Genomic DNA, 24013 nt, shown 5'->3' on the forward strand with positions numbered 1-24013 from the left:
TTTTCTTGACTCATTCAAGAAAGAGTGATGGAGTGGTGCAGCCATGACCCCAGGACCACGCGAGCTGCTCAAGGACGCCGGACTGCGCGTCACCGCGCCCCGGATCGCGGTGCTCGAATGGCTCGCGGAACACCCCCACGCCACGGCCGACTCGGTCGCCGAAGGTGTGCGTGCCAGGTTGGGGTCCGTGTCGACGCAGGCCGTCTACGACGTGCTGCACGCGTGCGCGCGGGCCGGGTTGTTGCGCCGGATCGAACCCGCCGGACACCCGGCGCGGTACGAGACGAGGACCGGCGACAACCACCACCACCTCGTGTGCCGCGTGTGCGCGCGGACCGAGGACGTCGACTGCGTCCACGGCGCCGCGCCCTGCCTGGCGCCGTCGGACGCGGTCGGCTTCGCCGTGGACGAGGCCGAGGTCCTGTTCTGGGGGCTCTGCCCTGACTGCCGAAGAACTCAGAAGGAGCAAGCGTGACCGAAGCGCGTCACACCACCAACAACGCAGGCATCCCGGTCGCGAGCGACGACCACTCGCTGACCCTCGGGGCGAACGGCCCGATCCTGCTCCAGGACCACTACCTGATCGAGAAGAACGCCCAGTTCAACCGGGAGCGGGTGCCCGAGCGGGTCGTGCACGCCAAGGGTGGCGGGGCGTTCGGCTACTTCGAGACGACCGAGGACATCAGCCGCTACACCAAGGCGGCGCTGTTCCAGCCCGGTGTGAAGACCGAGGCGCTGCTGCGCTTCTCGACCGTCGCCGGCGAGATGGGTTCGCCCGACACGTGGCGCGACCCGCGCGGCTTCGCGCTGAAGTTCTACACGACGCAGGGCAACTACGACATCGTCGGCAACAACACGCCGGTGTTCTTCCTGCGCGACCCGATCAAGTTCCCGGACTTCATCCGCTCGCAGAAGCGCCGCGCCGACACCGGCCGCCGCGACCACGACATGCAGTGGGACTTCTGGACCCTCCAGCCGCAGACCGCGCACCAGGTCACGTGGCTGATGGGCGACCGGGGCATCCCGAAGACGTGGCGCCACCAGAACGGCTACGGCTCGCACACCTACCTGTGGGAGAACGCGGCCGGCGAGCGCTCCTGGGTGAAGTACCACTTCAAGACCGACCAGGGCATCGAGAACGTGACGTCGGAAGAGGCCGCCCGCATCGCCGGTGAGGACGCCGACGCGCACCGCGCCGACCTGTGGCACTCCATCGAGCGCGGCGAGTTCCCGTCGTGGACGCTGCACGTGCAGGTCATGCCGTACGAGGACGCGGCGACCTACCGCTTCAACCCGTTCGACCTGACCAAGGTGTGGCCGCACGCGGACTACCCGCTGATCAAGGTCGGCAAGCTGGTGCTGGACCGGAACCCGGCGGACTACTTCGCCGAGATCGAGCAGGCCGCGTTCGAGCCGACGAACCTGGTGCCCGGCATCGGCACGTCGCCGGACAAGATGCTGATCGGCCGGATCTTCTCGTACCCGGACGCGCACCGGTACCGGATCGGCACGAACTACAACGAGCTCCCGGTGAACCGGCCGAAGTCGCCGGTGAACTCGTACTCCAAGGACGGCGCGATGCGTTCCGCCAACGCCGCCGACCCGGTGTACGCGCCCAACTCGTACGGCGGCCCCCACGCGGCCGGTGCGGCGGCGGGTGAGGTGGCGTCGTCGTACGGCGTCGAGGACGCGGTCACCCGTTCCGCGTACAGGCTGCACGCGGAGGACGACGACTTCGGCCAGGCCGGCACCCTGATCCGCGAGGTGATGGACGAGGCGCAGCGCGAGCGCCTGGTGCAGACCGTGATCGGGCACGCGTCGAACGGCGTGTCCGAGCCCGTGCTGGAGCGCGTCTTCGAGTACTGGCGCGACATCGACAAGGAGACCGGCGACAAGATCGCCGCCGCCTTCGGCAGGTGATCGAGCTCCACCCCTGACCGGGCCGCCCGTCCTCACGGGTGGCCCGGTTTCGCCTAACCCGTAGGCCGAGCGCTATCCGGCAGGTCAGGCGGTCTCGGGGATGTCCTGGCGGGTGTTGGCCAGCGCCAGCCCGGTGCGCAACGACCCGACCGCCTCCGCCACCGCCTCCCGGAACACGCCGCCGACGCCGAGGATGTTCGCGTACCCGTGGAACAGCCCGGCGTGCCGCCGCAGCACCACCGGCACCCCCTGCCGGGCCAGCTTCTCCGCGAACGCCTCGCCCTCGTCCCGCAACGGGTCGAACCCCGCGGTCGCCAGGTACGTCGGCGGCAGCCCGCTCAGGTCCTCCGCCAGCAGCACCGACAACCGGGGATCGGTGTGCGCCTCGCGCGACGGCACGTAGTGGTCCAGGAACCAGTCCATCTTCTCGTCGGTCAGGAAGAACCCGTTGCCGAACAGGTCCCGCGACCGCCGCCGCACCGACGCGTCCACCGCCGGGTAGAACAGCAGCAGGAACACCGGCTTCACCGCACCCGCGTGCAACGCCGTGACGGCCGCCAGGTTGCCGCCCGCGCTGTCGCCGCCCAGCGCGATGCGGTGCGGGTCGATCCCCAGCTCGGACGCGTGCGACACGGCGTACTCGAACGCGGCCTGCGCGTCGTCCGCCGCCGCCGGGAACGGGTGCTCGGGCGCGAGCCGGTAGTCCGCCGACAGCACCCGCACCCCGCCTTCGAGGGCGAGGAACCGGCACAGGTTGTCGTGGCTGTCCAGGTCGCCGCTGACCCACCCGCCACCGTGGTAGAAGACCAGCAGCGGCGACCCCGTGGCCAGGCCGGTCGGTTCGTAGAACCGCGCCCCGACGGCATGGCCGCCGACGCCGTCCAGCGACAGCGACCGCACCGCCACGCCGCCGATCACCGGACCGCACACCAGCGCGTTGCTGCGGGTCAGCGCGAGGCGGTTCGCGGCGGGCGTGGTCGTCCGCCAGTCCTCACCGCTGAGCTGCTGCAGCCTCAGCAGCAACTGCGCCTCAGGGTGCAGCCGCTGGCCGTCCAGCGTGATCGGGCGGCCGGCGATCAGCCTGCGCAGCGGCGCGGGCAGGCCGAACGCGAAGCGGAGGGCGCCGGCGAGGACACCGGGAGGGATCGAGTCGGCGAGCTTCGACATGCGCCGTACGTTACTTGCCGGTAGGTCCGGAGGCGAGGGACTGGACCTCCAGATAGCTGGAGGTGGCAGGATCGGAAACCATGACGGTCACCGTGGTGGGCATCGGCGGGTCCCTCCGCCCCAACTCGCAGTCCGAACGCGCGATGAGGATCGTGCTGGAGGGCGCGGCCGACGCGGGCGCCGAAGTCGTCGAGATCGCGGGGCCCGACCTGGTGCTGCCCTTCTACGACCCGTCCGACCCCGAACGGCCGGACAACGCCCGCCGGCTCGTCGACGCCCTGCGCCACGCGGGCGGTGTGGTGCTCGTCTCACCCGGCTACCACGGCACGGTGTCCGGCCTGGTCAAGAACGCCTTGGACTACGTCGAGGACATGCGTGGCGACGAGCGCCCGTACCTGGACGGCCGGGCCGTCGGCTGCGTCGCGGCGGCCCAGGGCTGGCAGGCGTCCGTGACGACGCTGACGGCGTTGCGCTCGATCGTGCACGCCCTGCGCGGTTGGCCCACCCCGCTGGGCGCGGCGGTGAACTCGCGCGAGGTCGTGTTCGACCCGGACGGCGGGTGCTCGATGCCGTCCGTGGCCGACCAACTGCGCACGATCGGGCGACAGGTGACCGAGTTCGCCGTGTCGAGGGCGGGCTGAGCGGGTACCTGTCCGGGTGGCGTGAGCTGCCACACCACCTGGGTGTGGTTCGGCTTCGGCCGGGTGTTGGGGTGGTCGTCAGGCCCTTCCTCCAGCTCGAAGGAGTGCGTTCACCATGCAGGTGCTCTACACGGCGGAAGCCGTCGCAGTCGGGGACGGTCGCAACGGCGAGGTCCGCTCCTCCGACGGGGTGATCGACGAGCAGCTGTCCACGCCCAAGGAGCTGGGTGGACCGGGCGGTGACAAGACCAACCCGGAGCAGCTGTTCGCGGCCGGGTACGCGGCGTGCTTCCACAGCGCGCTGAAGGTCGCCGCGAGGCAGACCAAGGCGACGATCGGCGAGACGACCGTCACCGCGAAGGTCGGCCTCGGCTCCAACGGCAGCGACGGCTTCCAGCTGGCCGTGGAGCTGGCGACGCACATCCCCGGTGTGGAGCAGGCCGTGGCCGAGCAGCTCGTGGCCGCAGCGCACCGGATCTGCCCGTACTCCAACGCCACCCGCGGCAACATCGAGGTGGCTCTCACGACCACCGTCTGAAGGAGGCGTCAGACCATGAGCAAGTCTCCGATCACCAGCCCGCTGACCGAGTCCGACAGGGCGTCGGTGGGCACGGTCCTCCAGGCCACCCTGGTCGACCTGATCGACCTGTCCTTGGTGGCCAAGCAGGCGCACTGGAACGTCGTCGGCAAGAACTTCCGCAGCGTGCACCTCCAGCTGGACGAGCTGGTGACCACCGCGCGCACGTACACCGACGAGGTCGCCGAACGCGCCGCCGCGCTGGGCGTCTCGCCCGACGGCAAGGCGCGGACGGTCGCCGACGGCTCCGGCGTGCCGGACTTCCCCGGCGGCTGGCTGAAGGAGGAGCAGGTGATCGCGGCCGTGGTGACCGCGCTGGGTGAGCTGATCCAGCGGCTGCGCGGCCGGATCGACGAGACGGACAAGTCCGACCTGGTCACCCAGGACCTGCTGATCGAGATCACCAAGGCGTTCGAGCAGGCGCACTGGATGTGGCAGGCGCAGCAGGCCTGAGCCGGCCCGCACGACGCGGAGGGGCCACCGGGAGATCCCGGTGGCCCCTGGCCGGTCACCGGCCCACCGCACCGGCCCGGTTACCGCAGTCGGTCGGTCGCAGCACCTGCGGTCACAGCACGCGCTGCACGAACGCGACCTCGGCGGCCGTCTGCCGGATCGTCTCCGCCACCACCAGCGAGCCGTGCCCGGCGTCGTACCGGTACACCTCGTACGTCGCGCTCCGCGCGGCCAGCCGGTCCAGGTAGTTGTCGATCTGCCGGATCGGGCAGCGCGGGTCGTTCTCTCCCGCCAGCACCAGCACCGGCGCGCGCACCGCGTCCACGTAGGTCAGCGGCGAGCACTCGCGGTACCGGTCGGGCAGCTCCTCCGGCGACCCGCCGAACAGCGCCCGGTCGAACGCCCGCAGCGGCTCCATCTCGTCCTCGTACGCGGCCAGGTAGTCCGCCACCGGCACGCCCGCGACCCCGGCCGCCCACAGCTCCGGCTGCGTCCCGAGCGCCAGCAGCGACAGGTAACCGCCCCACGACGCGCCGTTGACCACGCACTTCGCCGGGTCGGCGAACCCCGATCCCACGGCCCAGTCGTGCACCGCGGCCACGTCCTCCAGCTCGGTCAGCCCCGGCCGGCCCTCGATCGCGTCACGCCACTTCGAGCCGTACCCGGTGGACCCGCGGTAGTTCACGTGCACCACGGCGAACCCCGCGTCCAACCACACCGCGCGGTAGGCGGAGAACCGGTCCTCGTCCGCCGCGTGCGGGCCTCCGTGCAGGTGGAACACGGTCGGCAGCGGGCCGTCGGGCGCGCCTTCCGGACGGGCCACCAGCGCGTGCACGTCGCCCACGAACACGTCGGTCAGGTCGACCGACTGGGGCGCCTTGTGGCCGGGCGGCTCCAGCAGCACGCGGTCGTCACCGTCCGCGCCGAGCACACGCACCACACCGGGCCGCGCGGCCGACGACCACGAGTACTCCACCGCGCCGTCCGGACGCACGCCCGCGTTACCGACCGTCCCGTGCGCGGTGTCCAGCGTGGACAGCTCGTTGGTGGCGAGGTCGTAGCGGTGCAGGGTGTTCCGCGCCTGGAACGTGTGCACGACGAGCAGCGACCGGGCGTCCGGGTACCAGTCGGCGCTGATCTCGCCGGGCAGGTCGACCACGACCTCGGTCTCGGTGTCCGCCGCGACGTCCCAGATCAGCAACTCGTCCTTGCCGCGCCGCTCGTGCCCGACGAGCAGCCGGTTGTCGCCGCGCACCGGGCTGAACGCGATCGCGTCCAGACCCTTGCCGGGGCCGTCCCACTTCTCGGCGACCTTCTCGCCGGACGGCGTCACCACGCGCAGCGCGGCGTGCCGGTTGTCGCCGTGCTCCGAGTGCGACAGCACGACCAGCGTCTCGTCCTTGGACAGCGCGGACACGCCGCCGTCGTTCTCGTGCGCGTAGATCACCTCGGCCGGCCCGCCGTCGCGCGAGACGTACACCGTGGTGCCGTCGTCGGAGGACGTGCCGACCGCGACGACCTCGTGCCCGATCTCCAGCCCCGCCGGGTACCCGGCCGGCACGCCGTCCACGGCGGGCTTCGCGTCACCGGCGGGCGCGAACGGCTCGCTGACCCACGTGCCGAACTCGTCGCCGTCGGTGTCGGCGAACCACCAGATGGCCAGGCCGTCCGGGCTCAGCGTGCCGTGCGACGTGCCGTTCGGGCGGTCGGTGACCTTGCGGTGGGTGTCGGTGGCGCGGTCCCAGGCGTAGATCTCCCACACGCCGCTCGAGTTCGACAGGTACAGGCTGCGGTCCGGCGCGTCGTCGGCCCAGCCGGGCAGGCTCACCCGGGGTGCGGTGAAGCGGGCCCTCCAGCGGGCCTCGGCCTCGGGGTCGGCGAACAGCGGGTCGGGCACTTCGGCGGTCGGGTGCGTCGTCACCCCCCCGATCCTGCCGGCTTTCGGGCGGTGACCAGGAAGTAGTCGGCGAGGCCGCGCCCGACGGCCCGGATCCAGTTGCGGCCCCACCCGTCCGGGTGCTCGGTCAGCGCTACCCACTTGTCGAAGCCCGCCCAGACGTGCTCGCCGATGGAGCGAGCGGTGACGTCGGCGAACCCGGCCGCACACAGGTCGCGCAGCACGTCGTCGATCCGGTGGGCCAGGTCCAGACCGGAGGAGAACGTCTTCAGCAGCTCGGCCAGTCGGGGGCCGGCGTCGCCGGTCCTGGTGAAGAACGTGGTGACGGCGACCCGGCCGCCCGGCGCGAGCACGCGTGCGGCCTCGTGCGCGAACCCCGGGACGTCCTCGAAGTGCTGGGCGGCCTCGACGGACAGCAGGGCGTCGAACGAGAGGTCGGGGAACGGGAGGTCGTCGGACGAGCCCCGGGCTAAGGCCACGCGCGGGTCGTCGTTGGCCTCGGTTGCCCGCGCGACCTGTTCCGGCATCAGGTCGACGCCGCGGACCTGCGCCGGGTCGCGGTGGAGGACGCGCCGGGTGCCCACCCCGCGTCCGGAACCGACTTCGAGCACCCGGTCGTCCGGCCCGATCTCCAGCGCGTCCAGGACCACGTCGTACAGGGCTTCCTGGGACGCGATCCGGTGCTCGACGGTCAGGTCGCCGTCCAGCGGGATGTCCGCCCAGTAGCCGAAGTTGATGAAGCCGCCGGCGAAGAGCGGCTTGGCGCCGAGGTCGCCCGTGCCGTACGTCCGCCGCCGCAGTGCCGCGCGTTCCGCCTGGTCTCCCATGCTCCGATCATGGCCGGGCCACGTCGGGGGACGCGGGTCCGGAGGCGCGATCACCCACGATGTCTCGTTACGGAACGTGACTTGAATCGTCAACCTTCACCTGGTTGGGTGAGTCGTACCGGTCGGACGTACGCGTGATCAGCGCTGCTGCGGAATTAAGCAACAGCGAGGAGTAGTTCGTAACGTCCTCGTTCGTCCGAACGAATCACGGGTTACACGCGGGTGGCACAGGGAGGTCTGACCGATGATCGAGAACACGGTTCGGCAGGGCGGTCGCGTCGGGTGCACGGACGCCCTGGGTCGTCGGCGGACGCTGGAGGTGACCCTCACCGAGGAGGGCAACATCTGCATCCACACCCCGCCCGGTGAGTCGGCCAAGCTCGACTGGCAGGAAGTCGGCGAACTCCTCCGCCGCCTGGCCGAACTCCGACCGCACGTGAAGTGACTTCCTGACCTCGCGGCCCGGAGGGTGGAGACACCCGCCGAGGCCGCTTCGTCATGTCCTGGCCAGCTGGGCACACCTCTGCGTCCGCCCAGTCCGGCTCTGCGCCCTCTGTGCCCCGTTCTGCGGCCGCTGCGGCGCCCGCTGTGCCCCCCCCTGCACGCCTCCGCGTCCTCCGTCGTCCCCCGCGACCGCGAGGCGTTCTCCCGTCTGCGCAGGTCAGAAGACGAAGCCACTCGGACGAGTAAATCTATGATCGCTGGAGTAGACATTCGCACGCGGCTGTGTGTAGTGTTCTCCTTGTACGAGAGAGAACGTCCGGTTGGCACGGGAGATGACGAACTACCCGTGACGCAGGGTGAGTCGGCACGTGAAGTACCGGGAACGCAACAGGTTTGTGCGAGACAGCAGTACGCGAGTCCGGAGTCGACCTACCGCGCGTGAAGTGGCAGGACGGTCAGGCGCGCAGGAGCCGATCAGTGGAAGGGGTTCCCGCACGGTGGCCGAGCAGTGCAAGGAAGTCGGTATCCAGAGGAGAAGGGACGGGTTTTACACCATCGGATCGCCTGCCTCGAGCTGAAGTCGAGCCGGGCGGGTACCGCAGTCCAGCACGATGGGAAGGTGGTCTCCGGTTACGCAAGCGCGATCCACGCAGTCTCCGCAGCTCGTGCGGATGACGCGGACACGGTAAACCGGCCTCACGGCCGGGTGGTGGGAACCCATAACCCCGGGGCCCCGGTGCCAGCAATGGCGCCGGGGCCCCTCGTGGCGCGGAGGTGCGATGACCCCAGGGATGAACGAGCCGCATGCTGCGGCTGACAAGTTCGAAGACGACCACTACCCCGCCTACACGATGGGCAGAGCCGCGGAGATGCTCGGCACCACGCCGGGATTCCTGCGCAGCCTGGACGAGGCGAAGCTGATCGAGCCGCAGCGCTCGTCAGGCGGCCACCGCCGCTACTCCCGGTCCCAACTCCGGTTGGCCGCCCGGGTCAGGGAACTGGTCGACCAGGGCACCGGCCTCGACGCCGCGTGCCGGATCGTCACCCTGGAGGACCAGCTCCAGGAAGCCAAGAGCCTCAACGAGCAGAACCGACCGCCCGCACCCGACCAGCCGTACCCACCGCTGCGGGGCGTGTGACCCGAACGGGAGGACCTGTCCGAGGAGGCTCTCGGGCAGGTCTGGACAACCGGGCACGCCGCTGGTGCGAGTGTCCGGAGCGTTCGATCACCGATGCTCCTCCCGGCCTTCCCGCGAAGCGCGATTGCGCGCTGCGGCTGGTGGGGTGCTTGCTGTCAGGGGAGGTGAACGGTCGTCAGGAGGCTCGCGTCCCCTGAGCCTGGCGACCGTGTCGAGGTCGACGCCGTGGCAGCTCTTGCCCGCCTCGTCCAGCACCTGGTCTAGGAACGCGTTCGCGCCGCTGGGACGCGGGTGGGTTGCGCCGGGGTCCGCTCGATGTCCCGTCCACGTGTCGACCGGTAAGCCATCAGAATCGCGATGAGGCACGCGGTCCCCTCCATGGTGTTCGCCACTGGCTGAGCTCGCGATGCGATCCACGTATACACACTATGTATAGTGCACGCATGGTGACACAATCTTCACCCGTCCGTCGCACAGCGTTGCGCGACCCCCTGGTCGTGGTGTCCGTCGGAGTGATCTGTGGTCTGTTGACCAACCTGGGACAGGGTTTGCTCCCGGGTGCCCTGAATCAACTCGCGAACTCCGGCGCCGTGTGGACGGTGTTGGCGTTCGCCGCCGGCGCGTGGTCGTCACGACGGGGCTTGGCAGCCGGGGTCGTCGGCGGTCTGTGCGCCGAGGTCGGACTGGTGGTCGGCTACTACGGGTATGCCGAGATCGGTCGCGACGGCATGGGGGAGTGGTTCTGGCCGGTCGTGTGGTTGGTGATGGCGCTCGTCGCCGGTCCGCTGTTCGGGACGGCCGGCGCGTGGTGGCGGCACGGCCGTCGCCCGGTCCTGCGCGTCACCGGCTTGGCCCTGCTCGCCGGGGTTTTCGGTGCGGAGGGCCTGCACTACGCACTGGTCCTGCAGTACTCCGTTCAGGCATGGGCGTGTGCGGCTTTGTTCGCCGTCGTCCCACTCCTGGCCCGGACCACCTCGGAGCGCATCGCCACCTTGGTCGCCGCCGCGGCGCTCGCACCGCTCGGCTACGCCATCGTGATGGTCACGCTCGGCGGGCTCAGCGCTTGACGGGGTGCTGAACGCCTTCGACTGGTACGACAACCGATGGCCTGACGGCGGGCTCGGCCACGTCTCGCCCGTCGTGCGCGAAGCCGCCTGCTACCGCGAACACGAGCCAGTCCCCGGTGGCGCGATCAACCGGGTCGGCCAGGTCCCGCTCGCCACCAAGCGCACGGCGCACGCACTCCACGCGGCGCGTTCACCCGGGTCGTACGAGACCACGACCTTCTCCCAAGGCACACCGCAACATGCGTCAGGCCCCGTCCACATCTACTGTGGACGGGGCCTGACCTGCATTTACCGGTGTCGGGGTGACAGGATTTGAACCTGCGACCTCTTCGTCCCGAACGAAGCGCGCTACCAAACTGCGCCACACCCCGCTTACGATCGAACGAGGAGAACTCTACCTGACGTTCCCGCCCACTCCGAACCGGGTACCCCTTTCCGTGTCGGACTGGCTCTGACCTGCGTCGACGGGGCGGGGGACCAAGGTCAGGAGGCTCGCCTCCGGCGGGCACGCGAAGCGCACCGGCGCGTACGGCGACGTCCCCAAACCAGCGGACACGTTCAGCCACATGTGTGAACCCCACCGCGACACGCCACGGGCGCGCGAGCGGTCCAGGTCGCAGTTCGTGACGATAGCGCCGTAGCCCGGGATGCGCAGCTGGCCGCCGTGCGTGTGGCCCGCGAGCACCAGGTCGTACTCGTCCGCCGCGAACGGGTCCAGGACGCGCGGCTCCGGGGAGTGCGTGACCCCGAGACGAAGACCCGCCGGCGGGACGGGACCGGCGATCTCGTCGTAGCGGTCCCGCTTGAGGTGCGGGTCGTCCAGCCCGGCGGCGAAGACCTCCACGCCGTTCACCTCGAACCGGCGGCGCACGTGGGTCAGGTCCAGCCAGCCCCGCTCGATCATCGCCGCGCGCAGGTCCCGCCACGGCAGCGGGATGCCGTGCACCCGCTTCGTCTTCGCCGAGGGCAGCAGGTAGCGGACCGGGTTCTTGGGGCGCGGCGCGTAGTAGTCGTTGCTGCCGAACACGAACACGCCGGGACGCGCCAGCAGCGGGCCGAGGGCGCGGACGACGGCGGGCACGGCCTGCTTGTGCGCGAGGTTGTCCCCGGTGTTCACCACTAGGTCCGGCTCCAGCTCGTCGAGCGCGGCGACCCAGCGCTGCTTCGACTTCTGGTCCGGCATCATGTGCAGGTCCGACAGGTGGAGCACCCGCAGCGGGGACGAACCGGGCGCGAGCACCGGCACCGTCGCCTCGCGCAACGTCCACCGCCTGCGCTCGATGCCCGCCGCGTAGGCGAGCGTGGCGGCACCCAGGGCGGTCGTGGCAAGCAGCGTTCGGCCGAGCGTGTTCACGTGGTCGAGAGTAGGGGGTTGACCGATTCGGGGTGCGACGGGCTTCCCGGTACCGTTCCGGCTCATGGCGGAGCTGAAGGCGCGGTTGCAGGCTGATCTGACGGCGGCGATCAAGAACCGGGAGACCGTTCGGGCGGGCGCGCTGCGGATGACGCTGGCCGCCCTCACGACCGAAGAGGTCTCCGGCAAGAGCGCGCGTGAGCTGAGCGACGAAGAGGTGCTGAAGGTCATCACCCGTGAGGTGAAGAAGCGCAAGGAGGCCGCGGAGGCGTTCGCGGGCGCCGGGCGGACCGAGCAGGCCGAGCTGGAGCGGGCCGAGTCCACGGTGCTGGAGGCCTACCTGCCGGCGCAGCTCGACGACGCCGAACTGGCGACGCTCGTCGACGCCGCCATCGAGCAGGTCGCCGAGCAGCTCGGTGAACGGCCCGGCCAGCGGCAGATGGGCCAGGTCATGAAGGTCGTCAACGCCGGGGTCGCCGGGCGCGCCGACGGTGGCCGGGTCGCCGCGGCGGTCAAGGCGAAGCTGGTCTAGTCCACGCCGGGTCGGCTGTCAGCAGGCCCCTCCGTCCCGGCGGGTCACCGCGGCGGTCGCGGGGGAGACCTCGTTGACCGAGCACAGCGTGACCGTCGTGTCGTTGGCGAGCAGGCCGCTCGCGTAGCCGCGCACGTCGAACGTGAGCACGACGCGGTCGGGGTCCCGGCTCACCGCCACCAGCGGGTGGCGCGCCCGGTCCAGGGCCTCGACCTCGGCGTCGTCCAGCCCGCCGTCGGCGACTGCGGCGCGCAGGTCGTCCACGAGCCGGTCCGCGGCCCGGTTCGCGGACGCCTCCGCGACCTCCCGGGCACGGTCCGAAGCGTGGCGCGTGGCGACGAAGTACCAGGTCAGCGCGACACCGATGACGAGCAGGACCCCGGCGAGCGCCCACCGCGACACCACGGTGAGCGCCCACCCGAGGTCCCGTCCACGGGAACCGGTCATGACCCTTGATAGCCGATCCCACCCGGCGTCCGCCGCATCAGCTGCCGGGTGACCCGCGGCGCTGGGCGCGCGTCGGGGTGGAACCCTCCCGGTGGACGCACGGGTTCTCGCTCGCCGGCGCGCCGAGTCCGCGGACCGGACGACCTATCTGGTGGGCTCCGTGGGCAGGGTGATGTGCGGTGGGCCGCCGGGACGGCCGGGTTCACCGGGCTGGTTCGGCGGACCCGGGTCCGGGTTGCCCGGGGCCGGCGTCTCGGTGGTGGTCGGCTCGACCGGCTGCGGAGGCGGGACGTAGCCGGACGAGACCAGCAGCGTCACCACCGTGCCGCGCAGCGCGCTACCGCGCGGCGTCTGGCTGACGACCTGGCCCTTGCGCTGCGGCGAGTTGCGGGTATGCACGGACACCTTGTACCCGGCCTGCTCCAACGTGCGGGTCGCGTCGTTCACGTCGCGCCCCACCACGTCCGGGATGCGGATCTCGGACCCGCCCTTGACGTAGCGCTCCTCCACCGGCGGCAACCCGCGCACCGGCAGTCCGTCGTGGATCTTGGTCATCGTGTCGAACCACGTCCGCGCGGGCACGGTGCCGCCGTAGATGTTGCCCTTCGCGCACAACCTGGGCGGCCCGTCGTCGACGCAGATGCCGCGCGGCTCGACGCCGTCGTTGAACGTCTGCACCGCACCGGCGAAGTCCGGCGTCGCGCCCATGAACGCGGCCGACTTGAACTCCTCCGTCGTCCCGGTCTTGCCGATCATCGGCCGCGCCCAGTCGAACTGCTTCGCCGCGCGCGCCGCGGTGCCGCCGCCCGTGTCGTCCTTGGACATCCCGGCCGCCAGCCCGTTCGCCAATGGCTCGGCCACCACCTGCTCGCACGGGGCTTCGTTGACCTCGACCGGTTTGCCGTCGCGGTCCAGCACCCGGCCGATGGGCGACGGCGGGCACCACACCCCGCCGCTCATGATCGTGGCCGCCACGTTCGCCAGCTCCAGCGTGCTCACCGGCGCCGGGCTCAGCGTGAAGGAGGCGTTGCCGCCGTTGGACTTGTAGAACTCGGTCTGCGAGATCCGCAGCTCCTTGTTCTTCGCCTTCGGGTCCGGCCGCACGCCCGCGATGTTCGTCGCCATCGTCTCGCGCATCCCCAGCCGGGACGCCATGTCCACCACCGGGTCCATGCCCAGCTGCTCCTCCAGGATCACGAAACCCGTGTTGGGGGAGGTCTGCAACGCCGTCTGCAACGACATCTGCGGCGGGTACCGCGAGTTCTCGTTGCCCAGGCAGTACCAGCGCGTGTTCGGCTCGCCCGTGGGCGGGCACTTGTCCCCGCCGCCCTTGAACACCCTCGACACGTACGTGGTGGGCGTGGCCATCGTGCTCTCGATGCCCATGCCCTTCTCCAGCGCCGCCGCCGCCGTGAAGACCTTGTAGACCGACCCGGCGCCGAACTTGTTCTCCACCCCGGACGGCAGGTCGAACTGGGTCTGGTACTGGTCCGCCTTCAACCCGTAGTCCCGGTTCGCCACCAGCGCCACGACCTCGTGCCGCTCCTTGCCCGGCCGCACGACGGCCATCGCGTTCGCGAGCCCCTCGGTGGACTTCGCGACCTGAGCCTCCGCCGCGAGCTTGGCGTGCTGGGTGATCGCGCGGTCCAAAGTGGTCTGGATCGTGTACCCGCCGGTCTTCAGCTGCTCCAGGCTGAAACCGTTGCGCTCCAGGTAGTTCAGCACGTACGAGCAGAAGAACCCGTGCTCCGGCCCCGCGCCGACGCACCCGCTCGTCGGCGTGCGCACCGGCGACGCCAACCCCAGCGGCTCCAGCTTCGCGGCGTCGGCCGCGTCCCGGGACAGCTTGTCGTTCTCGACCATCTTGTCGATCACCTGGTTGCGCCGCGACAGCGCCTTCTCCGGGAACACCTCCGGGTTCAGCGCGGACGGGCTGTTGACCATGCCCGCGAGCATCGCCGACTGCGACACGGTCAACTTGTCCGGCGTGGTCTCGAAGTACGCCTGGGACGCCGCGGCGATGCCGTAGACGGTCGAGCCGAACGGCACCACGTTCAGGTAGCGGGCGAGGATTTCCTCCTTGCCCAGTTTGCGTTCCAGTTGCAATGAGATGCGCGCTTCACGGGCTTTTCGCGCAACTGTCTGCTCTTGGGCCTTTTGTTGTTCGACCTTGTTGTTCCGGGCCACCACGTGCACGAGGTAGTTCTTCACGTATTGCTGCGTCAGCGTGGAAGCACCCTGCGTGACGGTGCCGCTGAACTGGTTGGTCAGACCGGCGCGGATCGTGCCCCGCCAGTCGACGCCCTGGTGTTCGTAGAAGCGGCGGTCCTCCACCGAGACCAGGGCGGCCTTCATGGTGGGGGAGATCTTCTCCGGCGGCACGAGCACGCGGTACTGGTCGTACAGGTAGGCGATCGGCGCGCCGTCCTTGTCCGTGATCGTGGAGATCAACGGCGGGTCGGTGCTGACCAGGTCCGCGGAGATGCTGTCGACCGTGTCGCTGGCTCTGTTCGACACCACCCCGAGCGCACCCACGACAGGGAACAGCATGCCTGCCAGCAGGACTCCCGCCAGCAGACACAGTCCGAGCAGTTTCAGCACGCCGTTCCGGGCTCGCATGCAGGTCAGCGTACGCGGCACCCGAACAGGTGATCCGGACCGCGCACAGTTGATTACACAGGATGAGTACTCGTACTCAAGACAGGTAACAGGTGGGCAACCCAGGCTTGGAGGTGGAACCAGAAGGCTCTACAGTCCGTCACTGTCCAAGACAGCAGCCGACGGCGCGACCACTCGATGGTGAGCCTACGGCATCCGCGGCAGGGGTGTGGCGGATTTAGGAAGTCTGGGCACTGTGTGAACTGAGGTGGGGGCTATGCAGCAGGGGGATTGGCGTATCAAGGCTTCGTGCCGTGACGAAGAGCCGGATCAGCTCTTCGTCCGGGGCGCGGAGCAGCGCAAGGCCAAGGTGGTGTGCCTGGGATGCCCGGTGCGCACCGAGTGCCTCGCCGAGGCCTTGGACAACCGGATCGAGTTCGGTGTCTGGGGCGGAATGACGGAGCGTGAGAGGCGGGCGCTGCTGCGGCGTCGCCCGGACGTCACCTCCTGGATCGAGCTCCTGGACACCGCGCGCCAGGAGCACCACCACGAGGAGTCCAAGGTCGGTTAGGCCAGGTCAGGCCTAGTTCAGGCCGGACCAGACCCGGGCACGGCGGCACGCTGCCGCGCGATCTGCCCGCTACTCGCCCGCCAGTCGCCGACCGATCTCGTGCAGACCGTCCAGGTCGTGCACGTCGGTCGGCAGCGCGGGCACACCGATCAGCGGAACACCGGGGTGCGCGCGGGTGAACCGCGCGAGCAGTCGCTTCTCCCGATCGGCGACCGCGACGCGATCCGCGTGCACCCTCAACACCGCGGCGGCCAGCGGGGCGTCTCCACTGCGCTCCAGCCGGTCCGCCGCCGCCAACGCGCCGGGTGCGGGCAAGGGGGCCAGCACCGGGTGCGTCCGGTTCGCCACCAGACCGGTCAACGGCATCCGCTCCGCGCTCAACCGCTCCACGAAGTAGCTGGCTTCGCGCAACGCGTCCGGTTCGGCCGCCGCGACCACCAGGAATCCCGTGCCGGGTGATCGCAGCAGCTCGTAGGTGGCCTGGGCGCGTTGCCGGAAGCCGCCGAACATGCCGTCGAACGCCTGCACGAACATCGAGGCGTCGTGCAGCAGCTGGCCGCCGACGACCGTCGACACGACCTTGGTGAACACGCCGAAGCCCGCGCCGACGACCTTGCGGATGCCGCGCCCGCCCGCCCGCGCCGGCGCCGACAGCACCCGGATGAGCTTGCCGTCCAGCACCGTCGACAGCCGCTGCGGCGCGTCCAGGAAGTCCAGCGCCGACCGGCTCGGCGGCGTGTCCACGATCACCAGGTCCCACTCGTCCCGCTCCACGAGCTGGCCCAGCTTCTCCATCGCCATGTACTCCTGCGTGCCGGAGAACGACGTGGAGATCGTCTGGTAGAACGGGTTCGCCAGGATCTGCTCGGCCCGCTCGCGGCCGGCGTGCTGCCACACCATGTCGTCGAACGTGCGGCGCATGTCGAGCATCATCGCGTGCAGCTCGCCCTTGAAACCCTCCACGTCGACGCGCCGCGGCTGGTTGTCGAGCTCGCGCAGGCCGAGCGACTGGGCGAGCCGGCGCGCCGGGTCGATGGTCAGCACGACGACCCGCCGGCCGCGTTCCGCCGCGCGCACGCCCAGCGCCGCCGCCGTCGTCGTCTTGCCCACGCCACCCGAGCCGCAGCACACCAGCACCCGCGTCTCCGGGTTGTCCAGCAGCGCGTCCACGTCCAGCCGGTTCACCGCACACCCCGCGCGACCAGCACCTCGGCCAGGTCGTAGACCGCGGCCACGTCCACCCCTTCGGGCAGGTCCGGCAGCTCCAGCGTCGGCAGGTCCGCCTCCGTCAGCTTCTCCTTCGCCCGCTCCTCCATCCGCAGCCGCGCGGCGTGCTCCACGGTCTGCTCGACCAGCCCGTCCAGCACGTCCTCGTCGAAGTCGAGGCCCGAGGCCTCCAGCCCGGCGCGCACCCGGCCGACGTCGATCCGGCCCTCCGCCGCCGCCGCCACCGACCGCGCGGGCAGCCGCGGCGGGCTGACGCGGTTCACGAACACCGCGCCCGGCCTCAGGTCCGCCGCGTCCAGGTCGGCCACCGCGTCCAACGTCTCGCGCACCGGCATCTCCTCCAGCAGCGCCACCAGGTGCACCGTCGTGTCACCGGAGTGCAGCAGCTTCACCACGCCCTCGCTCTGGCCCTTGATCGGGCCGACCTTCGCCAGGTCGGCCATGCCGCGCGTGACGTCCAGGAACCGCACCACCCGCCCGGTCGGCGGCGCGTCGAGCACGACCGCGTCGTACTCGTGCCGCCCGTTCTGGCCCACGCGGCGCACGCACTCCTTGAGCTTGCCGGTGAGCAGCACGTCCCGCAGGCCCGGCGCGATGGTGGTGGCGAACTCGATCGCACCCATCCTGCGCAGCGTCCGACCCGCGAAGCCGAGGTTGTAGAACATCTCGAGGTACTCGAGCAGCGCCGCCTCCGGGTCCATGGCGAGCGCGCGCACCTCGCCGCCACCGGGCGCGGACGCGATCCGCTCCTCGGCGTACGGCAGTGGCGGGCGGTCGAACAGCTGGGCGATGCCCTGCCGGTCCTCCACCTCCACCAGCAGCACCCGCCGGCCTCCGGTGGCCAGTGCCACCGCCAGCGCCGCGGCGACCGTCGTCTTGCCGGTCCCGCCTTTGCCCGTCACCACGTGCAGTCGCGCTCTGGTGAGTTCGTCGGTCCAGCCGTTCACCAGAGCAGCCTATGCGGGCCGCCCTGAGACCCGCTGGCCACACTGCCGGCGGAGGTCAGTCCATCATCGTGACGAACACCACCGCGATGGCCGTCGCCGCGACGATGCCCCACGCCACCACCGAGGGCAGCACGTACGCGATCAGCGCCGCGATCACCGCGACCACCACCGCGCCGACCACCAGCGCCCGCACCACGTCGTACCGCCGCGCCCCCTTGCGATCCCGCGCCTGCGCCATCCCGACCAGGATCATCACCAGCCCGCCCAGCAGGAACGCGCTGGTGGCGACGACCCGCCACGTCTCCACCTGGTCAAGCTAGCGCCGGGTGACCGCCCCGTCACCCGCCGACGCCGTGGTTCACCTGCATCCCCTCACACGAATGGGGGTACTCGACCGGGTGCCCCGATCCCGCCTCCCGCTAGGCTGCGCCCCATGCAGAAGTGGGAGTACGCGACCGTCCCGCTGTTGATCCACGCCACCAAGGCGATCCTGGATCAGTGGGGCGACGACGGTTGGGAGTTGGTCACCGTTCTGCCGAACCCGAGCGGCGAGCAGCACGTCGCCTACCTGAAGCGGCCCAAGGCATGAGCTGGACGGCGCGCCTCGCGGAACTGGGCATCGAACTGCCCGAGGTCGCGGCTCCGCTCGCGGCGTACGTGCCGGCGAACCGCAGCGGGCAGTACGTCTACACGTCGGGCCAGCTGCCGTTCGTCGAGGGCGTGCTCGCGGCCACCGGCAAGGTCGGCGGCGACATCAGCCCCGAAGAGGCCAAGGCGCACGCCCGCACGTGCGGGCTGAACGCGCTGGCCGCCGTGCACGCGCTCGTGGGCATCGACTCCGTCGTCCGCGTCGTCAAGGTGGTCGGCTTCGTCGCCTCCGCCGAGGGCTTCACCGGCCAGCCCGCCGTGCTCAACGGCACGTCCGAGCTCCTGGGCGAGGTGTTCGGCGAAGCCGGGAAGCACGCCAGGTCCGCGGTCGGCGTGTCCGAGCTGCCCCTGGGCGCCCCGGTCGAGGTGGAGCTGATCGTCGAGATCGGGGAGTGAGATGTCCGACACGTGCCACGAGCTGCTGCTGAGGCTGGCCGGGCGGCTCCCCGACGACGTCCTCTGGCGGTTCCGCGACTGGGCCGCGACGGACGCCATCGTGGTGCTCGCACGCACCCTGCCGCGCACGCTGCTGCACGACCGGGTCGGCTTGACCGACCACGAGCAGCGGCTGCTGGCGGACGCCCTCGTGCCGCACGGGGCCGACCGGTCCACGATCAGTTCGGTCAAAGGGCTGGACGAACTGCCCGAATCCGGCTACACCTTCTCCCCGGAATCACCCGATCGGGTGCTGATGAGTGATTCCGCGACCGTGGTGCTCGGAGCGACCTTGCGAGGACGCCTCGGGGTCGGCGAAGTCCGGTCCTCGTGGCGGCTGGGCGGGGACGGACCCAGGCGGCTCATCCTGGTGACCGCCTCGACCGGGGAAGTCCGGCTGACCGGTGAGCTCCAGCGCGTGCTGCGGGCGCTCGGTGAGCACGACCCGTGTGTCGAGGTACTGCCCGCCGGATTGGACCTGCCGCCCTACCACCGGGCGGCGTTGGCGGCATCGGAGCTGGTGTGCGCCGGCGCTGACGCCGACGGGCACCTGGTGCCCGTATAGAGCTCGGCGCTCCCGCGCGGGCCGGAAGGAGAACAGGCGTGACGAACGACGGAGTGGGACTCCCCGTCCGTTTACACGACCTCCTGTTGGCGCTGGCCGGACGCGTCGACGACGACGCGTTGACCCAGGCTCGGGAGCTGCTGGCCGTAGCGGAGCTGGACAGAGCCGTCGAGCTCGTCGTCGGCTGCCTGCTCGCCGGGCGCATCCCGGTGTCGCCGGAGGAGCGCCACGAGATCGGCTGGCTGCTCGGCGAGGTCCGCTCGGACCGCGCGCTGGCGGACCGGCTGTTCGCGGTCGAGCGCGTGCCGGCGGTCAGGCACCGGTTCACCGTCGAGTCCGACCCGGCCGACCGCCTCGGCGAGGTGCTGGGCAAGACCGTGTCGGTGCTGCCGGACGTGCGCGGCGTGCGCGCCACGTGGCGGTCCAGCCCGGCCGGCGCGACACCCGGACCACTGCCGCAGCGCGTCGTCCTCGTGGACATCGGCCCGTCGGGATTCGCGCCCGCCACCGCCTACCGGGTGGACACCGTGCTGCGCAAGGCCGGCATCCGGGCGGCGGTCGAGGTGCTGACCGTCGGCACGCCGCTCAACGAGTACCACGCGGCAGCCGTCACCACGGCCCGCGAGGTGTTCTTCTCGTCCGGGTCGACAAGCCCGCAGCCACCACCCGACTCCGCCGCCTGGTTCGACGGTGAAGTGCGGGACCAGGCACCGGTGGTAGAGCCGGAACCGGTGCCTGTCGAACCGCAGAACGGCTCCAAGTCACGTCGGGCGCGCGCCGAGTCGTACGAGGGCGCCCAGCCGTTCCCACCCAAACCGGTGAGGCGGCTGCCGGTGCGCGAACCGGTCGAGGCCGTTCACGTGGACGACGTGGACGGCGTCCGGGTCGACGACCGAGCCGAGAGCGCGCACTCCGAGAACGCGCATGCCGACGTCCGCGCTGACGTTCGCGGCGACACACGTGCTGACGACGTTCGCGGTGGCGTTCGTGGTGACGTGCGGTCCGACGTTCGCGGTGACGACGTGCGCGCTGACGACGTGCGGGTCGAGGAGCCGCGCGCCGAGGACGTGCGCATCGAGGCCGCGCAGGAGTTCCAAGCCGCGCAGGAGTTCCAAGCCGGGCAGGAGTTCCCAGCCGTGCACGGGTTCCAGGAGGCTCCCGCCGAGCCGCCGTCCGCGGTCGAGCAGCCCCCGCCCGCCGCTTCGCCGGCGTTCGCGTTCGCCTTCCCGGACGACCACCCGTTGTCGCGGGCCGAGGTCACCACCGAACTCGGCCCCGAGGACCTGGCGATGCTCCAGGCGGCGTTGGCGGACGGGAAGGCCCCGGCCCCCGTGCAGCTGCCGCCGACCGTGGACGCCAAGCTCAGCGACCGGGAACGGGCGTTGCTGCAGCAGCTGCACGAGGAGCTGGCGCAGCGCGAGCAGCAGGCGTGGCCGGCCGGGCCCGAGTTCGTGAACGGCGTGCCCAAGCCGTCCAACGGCAAGTACCAGGGCTAGCCGCCCCGGAAGTCCGTCACCGGCTCGAATCCCGTCACCGGCTCGGCCCTGGCATCCGCTCTCCGCGGACGCCAGGGCCGAGCTGCTTCCCGCTCCGGCGGCGGACGGCCCGGTGGTCGGGCTTCAGGCCTCCGACTTGCGCCTGGCCAGGTCGATGATCCGCTGCAGGTGCAGGCCGCGGCGGACGTCCAGCGGGTGCTCGGTCGTGCCGCTGTCGACCATCGCCACGAAGTCGTCCAGCAGGTTCGTGAAGCACTGCTGCGCCGTCGTGCCGCGGTCGGCCAGCACGCGGTGGCCGTGCTCGCCGTACACGATCACCTCGGCGATGCCCGGGTTCAGCGGCAACGTCATGGTCATCGTGGCCACGCTCGTCGCGCCGCCCTCGTGCTGGAACACGATCTGCCACAGGCCGTGCTCGGACTGGTGGGCCGAGATGACGTCGGTGATCGTGCCCAGGGTGGCGTCCAGCAGGTCGAACGCGTGCGGGCCGATGTCGTCCAGCGGGCCGCGCTCGTGCCGCCACGGCGAGTTCGAGAACGGGCCGCCGAGGAGGGCGCCGGTCAGCCACCGCGCGCTGCCGCCGACCCAGCCACCGGCTTCGGCGAGCTGGTCCAGCTGCTCGCGGGTCTCCGGGGCGAACCTCTTCGTGAGCACGACGAGGGACGCGACGCCGTTGCGCTCCACGGCGTCGGCGAGGCGTTCCGCGTCCTTGAGCGTGCCCGCGATCGGCTTCTCCAGGATCAGGTGCTTGCCCAGCTCGGCCGCCTTGGTGGCGATCTCCGCCTGCACGTCCGGCGGCACCGCGAACGCGACCGCGTCGACCTGGTCCAGCAGCTCCTCTGGGCTCTTCGCGACGGTCGCGCCGTGAATCCCGGCGAGTTCGGAGGCCGCTTCCTCCCGGCGGGCCCAGATGGTGGTCAGGCGGGTGCCCGGGTGATCGGCGATGCAGGGTGCGTGCACCATGGTCGCCCACGGGCCGGCACCGATGAGTCCTACGCGCAGCTGTTCGTCCACTCGGCCCATCCTGCCTTTCATCGGCCGCCGATGTAAGTCGATTCGGGCACGAAGATGCGGCCGCCGTTGTCGAACCGCAGTTCCACGCCACCTGGTTGGCGATCGACCTCGGGCGTGGTGTCCCAGCCACCCGGGATCGGGACGTCGTGCCCGTAGTCCGGCGTCCGGCCCAGCCAGACCTCGTGCTCGACGCTGCCGAGCAGGCTGGAGCGCTTCTTGACGTAGACGTTCGGGGTGCCCTCGTCCGTGCTGGTCGTCGTGTAGGTGGGCCAGAAGAGCGCCAACGCGGCCGTCGCGGTCAGGACGGTGCCGACGATCCCGCCCACGACGAAGAGCAGGACGTTGACCAGACAGCCCGTTTTCTTGGTGTCCACGGGGAGAGATCCTCGCCGTAGGCTCGGGATCGTGCGCGAGCTTCCGAAGGAATTGGTGTTGCCGGCGGGTTCGGTCCCGGAGGGGTTCACCGGGCCGCCCGTCGAGCCGCGCGACGCCGCGACGGTGGCGTTGGTGCGGGACGGTGCGGCGGGGATCGAGGCGTTCCTGCTGCGACGGGTGGCCGGGATGGCGTTCGCGGGCGGGATGACCGTGTTCCCCGGCGGCGGGGTCGACCAGCGGGACGCGGACACGTCGGTGGCGTGGAGCGGGCCCGAGCCGTCGTGGTGGGCTTCGCGGTTCGGGTGCTCGGTGGACCTCGCGACGGCGCTGGTGTGCGCGGCCGTGCGGGAGACGTTCGAGGAGTCCGGGGTGCTGCTGGCCGGGCCGTCGGCGTCATCGGTGGTGGCCGATACCGCCGGGTTCGCGGCGGCGCGGGCGGCGTTGGTGGCGCGGGAGTTGTCGTTGGCGCAGTTCTTGGCGGTGGAGGGCTTGGTGCTGCGGGCGGACCTGCTGCGGCCGTGGGCGAACTGGGTGACGCCCGAAGAGGAGCCGAGGCGGTACGACACCCGGTTCTTCGTGGCGGTGCTGCCGGAGGGGCAGCGGGCGGACGGGGCGACGACCGAGGCTTCGGACGCGGAGTGGCAGCGGCCGGTGGACGCGCTGGAGGACTGGAAGGCCGGGCGACGGGCGTTGATGCCGCCCACTTGGGTGACGTTGGCGGAGTTGGACGACTCGGGGACGGTCGCTGCGGTGCTGGACGAGGAACGGGCTGTGTCGAAGGTCGTGCCGAAGGTGGTTCGGGACGGCGACGTGCTGCGGGTGGTCGTGCCGTGAGCGGGTTGGCCTATGGGGTGTTGCGGCAGGTCACGCCCACGGCGGCGGTGTTGCTGGCGGAGAACCCCGGCGTGATGACGTTGGACGGGACGAACACGTGGGTGCTGCGGGCGCCCGGGTCGTCGTCGTGCGTCGTGGTCGATCCCGGCCCGTTGGATGCGGCGCACCTGACCCGGATCGCCGGCCAGGCGCCGGTGGAGGTCGTGCTCCTCACGCATGGTCACCCAGACCACTCGGACGGGGCGCAGGCGTTCGGGCGACAGGTGGACGCGCCGGTGCGCTCCGTGGACCCGGCGTTCCGGCTGGGCGGTCAGGGTCTGGAGGACGGTGAGGTGATCGAGGCGGCCGGGCTGTCGATCCGCGTCCTGTCGACGCCTGGCCACACGGCCGACTCGGTGTGCTTCCGGCTGGACGACGCCGTGCTGACCGGTGACACCGTGCTGGGGCGCGGCACGACGGTCGTGGCGCACCCGGACGGGAAGCTGGGCGACTACCTCGCGTCGTTGCGCCTGCTCGCGTCGTTGCCGCCGAACACGATCGGGCTACCCGGCCACGGCCCCGAACTGCCGGACGTCGTGGCCGCCGCCACTGGGTACCTGGGCCACCGCGAGCACCGTCTGGCGCAGGTCAAGGCGGCGGTGGAGCAGCTCAGCAGCGGGCAAGCGGGCACGCCTACCTCACGCCAGGTGGTCGAGCTGGTGTACGCCGACGTCGACCGTTCCCTGTGGCCGGCCGCCGAGTGGTCCGTCCGGGCACAGCTGGAGTACCTGCTCCACAACCCCTGACGCCCAGCCGTGGCTCCTCCCGGCTGGACGCCGCCCGGAGGTGTTCACCGGCC

At 71.0% G+C, this 24013-nt stretch carries 27 protein-coding genes and 1 tRNA gene; 16 read left to right on the top strand and 12 right to left on the bottom strand.

Features of this window, described 5'->3' with window-relative positions; translation table 11 throughout:
* The first annotated feature begins 43 nt into the window (after nucleotides 1-43).
* Complete coding sequence (locus tag ACRAKI_RS01245) at nucleotides 44-475, top strand: Fur family transcriptional regulator (RefSeq protein ID WP_447005207.1); 432 nt, start codon at nucleotides 44-46, stop codon at nucleotides 473-475.
* The gene (locus tag ACRAKI_RS01250; protein ID WP_447005208.1) at nucleotides 472-1920 is read left to right on the top strand and encodes a catalase; all 1449 of its coding nucleotides are present in this window, start codon (nucleotides 472-474) and stop codon (nucleotides 1918-1920) included. Before ACRAKI_RS01245 ends, ACRAKI_RS01250 begins: the two co-directional genes overlap by 4 nt.
* Nucleotides 1921-2004: 84 nt before the next feature.
* Here ACRAKI_RS01250 and ACRAKI_RS01255 read toward each other — a convergent pair whose 3' ends face one another.
* Nucleotides 2005-3087, bottom strand: a complete 1083-nt coding sequence (locus tag ACRAKI_RS01255) for an alpha/beta hydrolase (protein WP_447005209.1) — start codon at nucleotides 3085-3087, stop codon at nucleotides 2005-2007.
* 80 nt (nucleotides 3088-3167) lie between these two features.
* On the opposite strand from ACRAKI_RS01255, the gene ACRAKI_RS01260 reads away from it, so the two are divergent.
* From ACRAKI_RS01260 to ACRAKI_RS01270, 3 genes are all read left to right on the top strand, one after another.
* Nucleotides 3168-3728, top strand: coding sequence for an NADPH-dependent FMN reductase (locus ACRAKI_RS01260; RefSeq protein ID WP_447005210.1), 561 nt, complete (start codon nucleotides 3168-3170; stop codon nucleotides 3726-3728).
* 115 nt (nucleotides 3729-3843) lie between these two features.
* Nucleotides 3844-4266: an organic hydroperoxide resistance protein gene (locus ACRAKI_RS01265; RefSeq protein WP_447005211.1), complete on the top strand. Its 423-nt coding sequence runs from the start codon at nucleotides 3844-3846 to the stop codon at nucleotides 4264-4266.
* A 15-nt stretch (nucleotides 4267-4281) separates the two neighbouring features.
* Complete coding sequence (locus ACRAKI_RS01270) at nucleotides 4282-4758, top strand: Dps family protein (RefSeq protein ID WP_447005212.1); 477 nt, start codon at nucleotides 4282-4284, stop codon at nucleotides 4756-4758.
* Between the two features lie 112 nt (nucleotides 4759-4870).
* Here ACRAKI_RS01270 and ACRAKI_RS01275 read toward each other — a convergent pair whose 3' ends face one another.
* Both ACRAKI_RS01275 and ACRAKI_RS01280 read right to left on the bottom strand, forming a co-directional pair.
* Nucleotides 4871-6679 carry a prolyl oligopeptidase family serine peptidase gene (locus tag ACRAKI_RS01275; protein ID WP_447005213.1) on the bottom strand — a complete coding sequence of 603 codons (1809 nt, stop codon included), beginning with the start codon at nucleotides 6677-6679 and terminating at the stop codon, nucleotides 4871-4873.
* Complete coding sequence (locus tag ACRAKI_RS01280) at nucleotides 6676-7482, bottom strand: class I SAM-dependent methyltransferase (RefSeq protein ID WP_447005214.1); 807 nt, start codon at nucleotides 7480-7482, stop codon at nucleotides 6676-6678. Before ACRAKI_RS01280 ends, ACRAKI_RS01275 begins: the two co-directional genes overlap by 4 nt.
* Before the next feature lie 244 nt (nucleotides 7483-7726).
* Here ACRAKI_RS01280 and ACRAKI_RS01285 point away from each other — a divergent pair, with 244 nt between their 5' ends.
* From ACRAKI_RS01285 to ACRAKI_RS01295, 3 genes are all read left to right on the top strand, one after another.
* Entirely contained in the window at nucleotides 7727-7927 is a 201-nt protein-coding gene (locus tag ACRAKI_RS01285) for a hypothetical protein (RefSeq protein ID WP_184927101.1), read from the top strand.
* 778 nt (nucleotides 7928-8705) lie between these two features.
* The gene (locus tag ACRAKI_RS01290) at nucleotides 8706-9065 is read left to right on the top strand and encodes a MerR family transcriptional regulator (protein ID WP_447005215.1); all 360 of its coding nucleotides are present in this window, start codon (nucleotides 8706-8708) and stop codon (nucleotides 9063-9065) included.
* Between the two features lie 443 nt (nucleotides 9066-9508).
* Entirely contained in the window at nucleotides 9509-10132 is a 624-nt protein-coding gene (locus ACRAKI_RS01295; RefSeq protein ID WP_447005216.1) for a DUF6518 family protein, read from the top strand.
* A gap of 297 nt (nucleotides 10133-10429) precedes the next feature.
* On the opposite strand, the gene ACRAKI_RS01300 is transcribed toward ACRAKI_RS01295, so the two are convergent.
* A tRNA-Pro gene (locus tag ACRAKI_RS01300) sits at nucleotides 10430-10503 on the bottom strand.
* 23 nt (nucleotides 10504-10526) lie between these two features.
* The gene (locus tag ACRAKI_RS01305) at nucleotides 10527-11486 is read right to left on the bottom strand and encodes a metallophosphoesterase (RefSeq protein WP_447005217.1); all 960 of its coding nucleotides are present in this window, start codon (nucleotides 11484-11486) and stop codon (nucleotides 10527-10529) included.
* A 64-nt stretch (nucleotides 11487-11550) separates the two neighbouring features.
* On the opposite strand from ACRAKI_RS01305, the gene ACRAKI_RS01310 reads away from it, so the two are divergent.
* Nucleotides 11551-12018: a GatB/YqeY domain-containing protein gene (locus ACRAKI_RS01310; protein ID WP_447005218.1), complete on the top strand. Its 468-nt coding sequence runs from the start codon at nucleotides 11551-11553 to the stop codon at nucleotides 12016-12018.
* Between the two features lie 18 nt (nucleotides 12019-12036).
* On the opposite strand, the gene ACRAKI_RS01315 is transcribed toward ACRAKI_RS01310, so the two are convergent.
* Both ACRAKI_RS01315 and ACRAKI_RS01320 read right to left on the bottom strand, forming a co-directional pair.
* Entirely contained in the window at nucleotides 12037-12465 is a 429-nt protein-coding gene (locus ACRAKI_RS01315; RefSeq protein WP_447005219.1) for a hypothetical protein, read from the bottom strand.
* Between the two features lie 144 nt (nucleotides 12466-12609).
* Nucleotides 12610-15084, bottom strand: a complete 2475-nt coding sequence (locus ACRAKI_RS01320) for a transglycosylase domain-containing protein (protein WP_447005220.1) — start codon at nucleotides 15082-15084, stop codon at nucleotides 12610-12612.
* Between the two features lie 256 nt (nucleotides 15085-15340).
* On the opposite strand from ACRAKI_RS01320, the gene ACRAKI_RS01325 reads away from it, so the two are divergent.
* On the top strand, nucleotides 15341-15634 hold the full coding sequence (locus ACRAKI_RS01325) for a WhiB family transcriptional regulator (protein ID WP_033441945.1): 294 nt from the start codon (nucleotides 15341-15343) through the stop codon (nucleotides 15632-15634).
* A gap of 69 nt (nucleotides 15635-15703) precedes the next feature.
* Here the strand turns inward: ACRAKI_RS01325 and ACRAKI_RS01330 are convergent, their stop codons facing one another.
* The 3 genes from ACRAKI_RS01330 to ACRAKI_RS01340 are packed head-to-tail and all read right to left on the bottom strand — an operon-like array spanning nucleotide 15704 to nucleotide 18115.
* Nucleotides 15704-16819, bottom strand: a complete 1116-nt coding sequence (locus tag ACRAKI_RS01330; RefSeq protein ID WP_447005221.1) for an ArsA family ATPase — start codon at nucleotides 16817-16819, stop codon at nucleotides 15704-15706.
* Nucleotides 16816-17808, bottom strand: a complete 993-nt coding sequence (locus ACRAKI_RS01335) for an ArsA-related P-loop ATPase (protein WP_447005222.1) — start codon at nucleotides 17806-17808, stop codon at nucleotides 16816-16818. The genes ACRAKI_RS01330 and ACRAKI_RS01335 overlap by 4 nt, the downstream gene beginning before the upstream one ends.
* Before the next feature lie 55 nt (nucleotides 17809-17863).
* Nucleotides 17864-18115: a hypothetical protein gene (locus ACRAKI_RS01340; protein ID WP_447005223.1), complete on the bottom strand. Its 252-nt coding sequence runs from the start codon at nucleotides 18113-18115 to the stop codon at nucleotides 17864-17866.
* A 126-nt stretch (nucleotides 18116-18241) separates the two neighbouring features.
* Here ACRAKI_RS01340 and ACRAKI_RS01345 point away from each other — a divergent pair, with 126 nt between their 5' ends.
* The 4 genes from ACRAKI_RS01345 to ACRAKI_RS01360 all read left to right on the top strand — a co-directional run bounded on the left by ACRAKI_RS01345 (nucleotide 18242) and on the right by ACRAKI_RS01360 (nucleotide 20952).
* Nucleotides 18242-18397: a hypothetical protein gene (locus ACRAKI_RS01345; protein WP_106616451.1), complete on the top strand. Its 156-nt coding sequence runs from the start codon at nucleotides 18242-18244 to the stop codon at nucleotides 18395-18397.
* Nucleotides 18394-18852 carry a RidA family protein gene (locus tag ACRAKI_RS01350; protein WP_447005224.1) on the top strand — a complete coding sequence of 153 codons (459 nt, stop codon included), beginning with the start codon at nucleotides 18394-18396 and terminating at the stop codon, nucleotides 18850-18852. Before ACRAKI_RS01345 ends, ACRAKI_RS01350 begins: the two co-directional genes overlap by 4 nt.
* A 1-nt stretch (nucleotide 18853) precedes the next feature.
* On the top strand, nucleotides 18854-19456 hold the full coding sequence (locus ACRAKI_RS01355; RefSeq protein WP_447005225.1) for a hypothetical protein: 603 nt from the start codon (nucleotides 18854-18856) through the stop codon (nucleotides 19454-19456).
* 86 nt (nucleotides 19457-19542) lie between these two features.
* Complete coding sequence (locus ACRAKI_RS01360) at nucleotides 19543-20952, top strand: hypothetical protein (protein ID WP_447005226.1); 1410 nt, start codon at nucleotides 19543-19545, stop codon at nucleotides 20950-20952.
* 123 nt (nucleotides 20953-21075) lie between these two features.
* Here ACRAKI_RS01360 and ACRAKI_RS01365 read toward each other — a convergent pair whose 3' ends face one another.
* Both ACRAKI_RS01365 and ACRAKI_RS01370 read right to left on the bottom strand, forming a co-directional pair.
* Nucleotides 21076-21966: a Gfo/Idh/MocA family protein gene (locus tag ACRAKI_RS01365; protein ID WP_447005227.1), complete on the bottom strand. Its 891-nt coding sequence runs from the start codon at nucleotides 21964-21966 to the stop codon at nucleotides 21076-21078.
* A 17-nt stretch (nucleotides 21967-21983) separates the two neighbouring features.
* The gene (locus ACRAKI_RS01370) at nucleotides 21984-22340 is read right to left on the bottom strand and encodes a hypothetical protein (protein ID WP_447005228.1); all 357 of its coding nucleotides are present in this window, start codon (nucleotides 22338-22340) and stop codon (nucleotides 21984-21986) included.
* A gap of 28 nt (nucleotides 22341-22368) precedes the next feature.
* Here ACRAKI_RS01370 and ACRAKI_RS01375 point away from each other — a divergent pair, with 28 nt between their 5' ends.
* Together ACRAKI_RS01375 and ACRAKI_RS01380 are read left to right on the top strand one after the other, a co-directional pair.
* Nucleotides 22369-23175 (top strand): NUDIX hydrolase, encoded by an 807-nt coding sequence (locus tag ACRAKI_RS01375; protein ID WP_447008299.1) that lies wholly within the window; start codon nucleotides 22369-22371, stop codon nucleotides 23173-23175.
* Nucleotides 23172-23960: an MBL fold metallo-hydrolase gene (locus tag ACRAKI_RS01380; protein ID WP_447005229.1), complete on the top strand. Its 789-nt coding sequence runs from the start codon at nucleotides 23172-23174 to the stop codon at nucleotides 23958-23960. The genes ACRAKI_RS01375 and ACRAKI_RS01380 overlap by 4 nt, the downstream gene beginning before the upstream one ends.
* Nucleotides 23961-24013 lie beyond the last annotated feature (53 nt).

Source organism: Saccharothrix isguenensis (assembly GCF_052936305.1).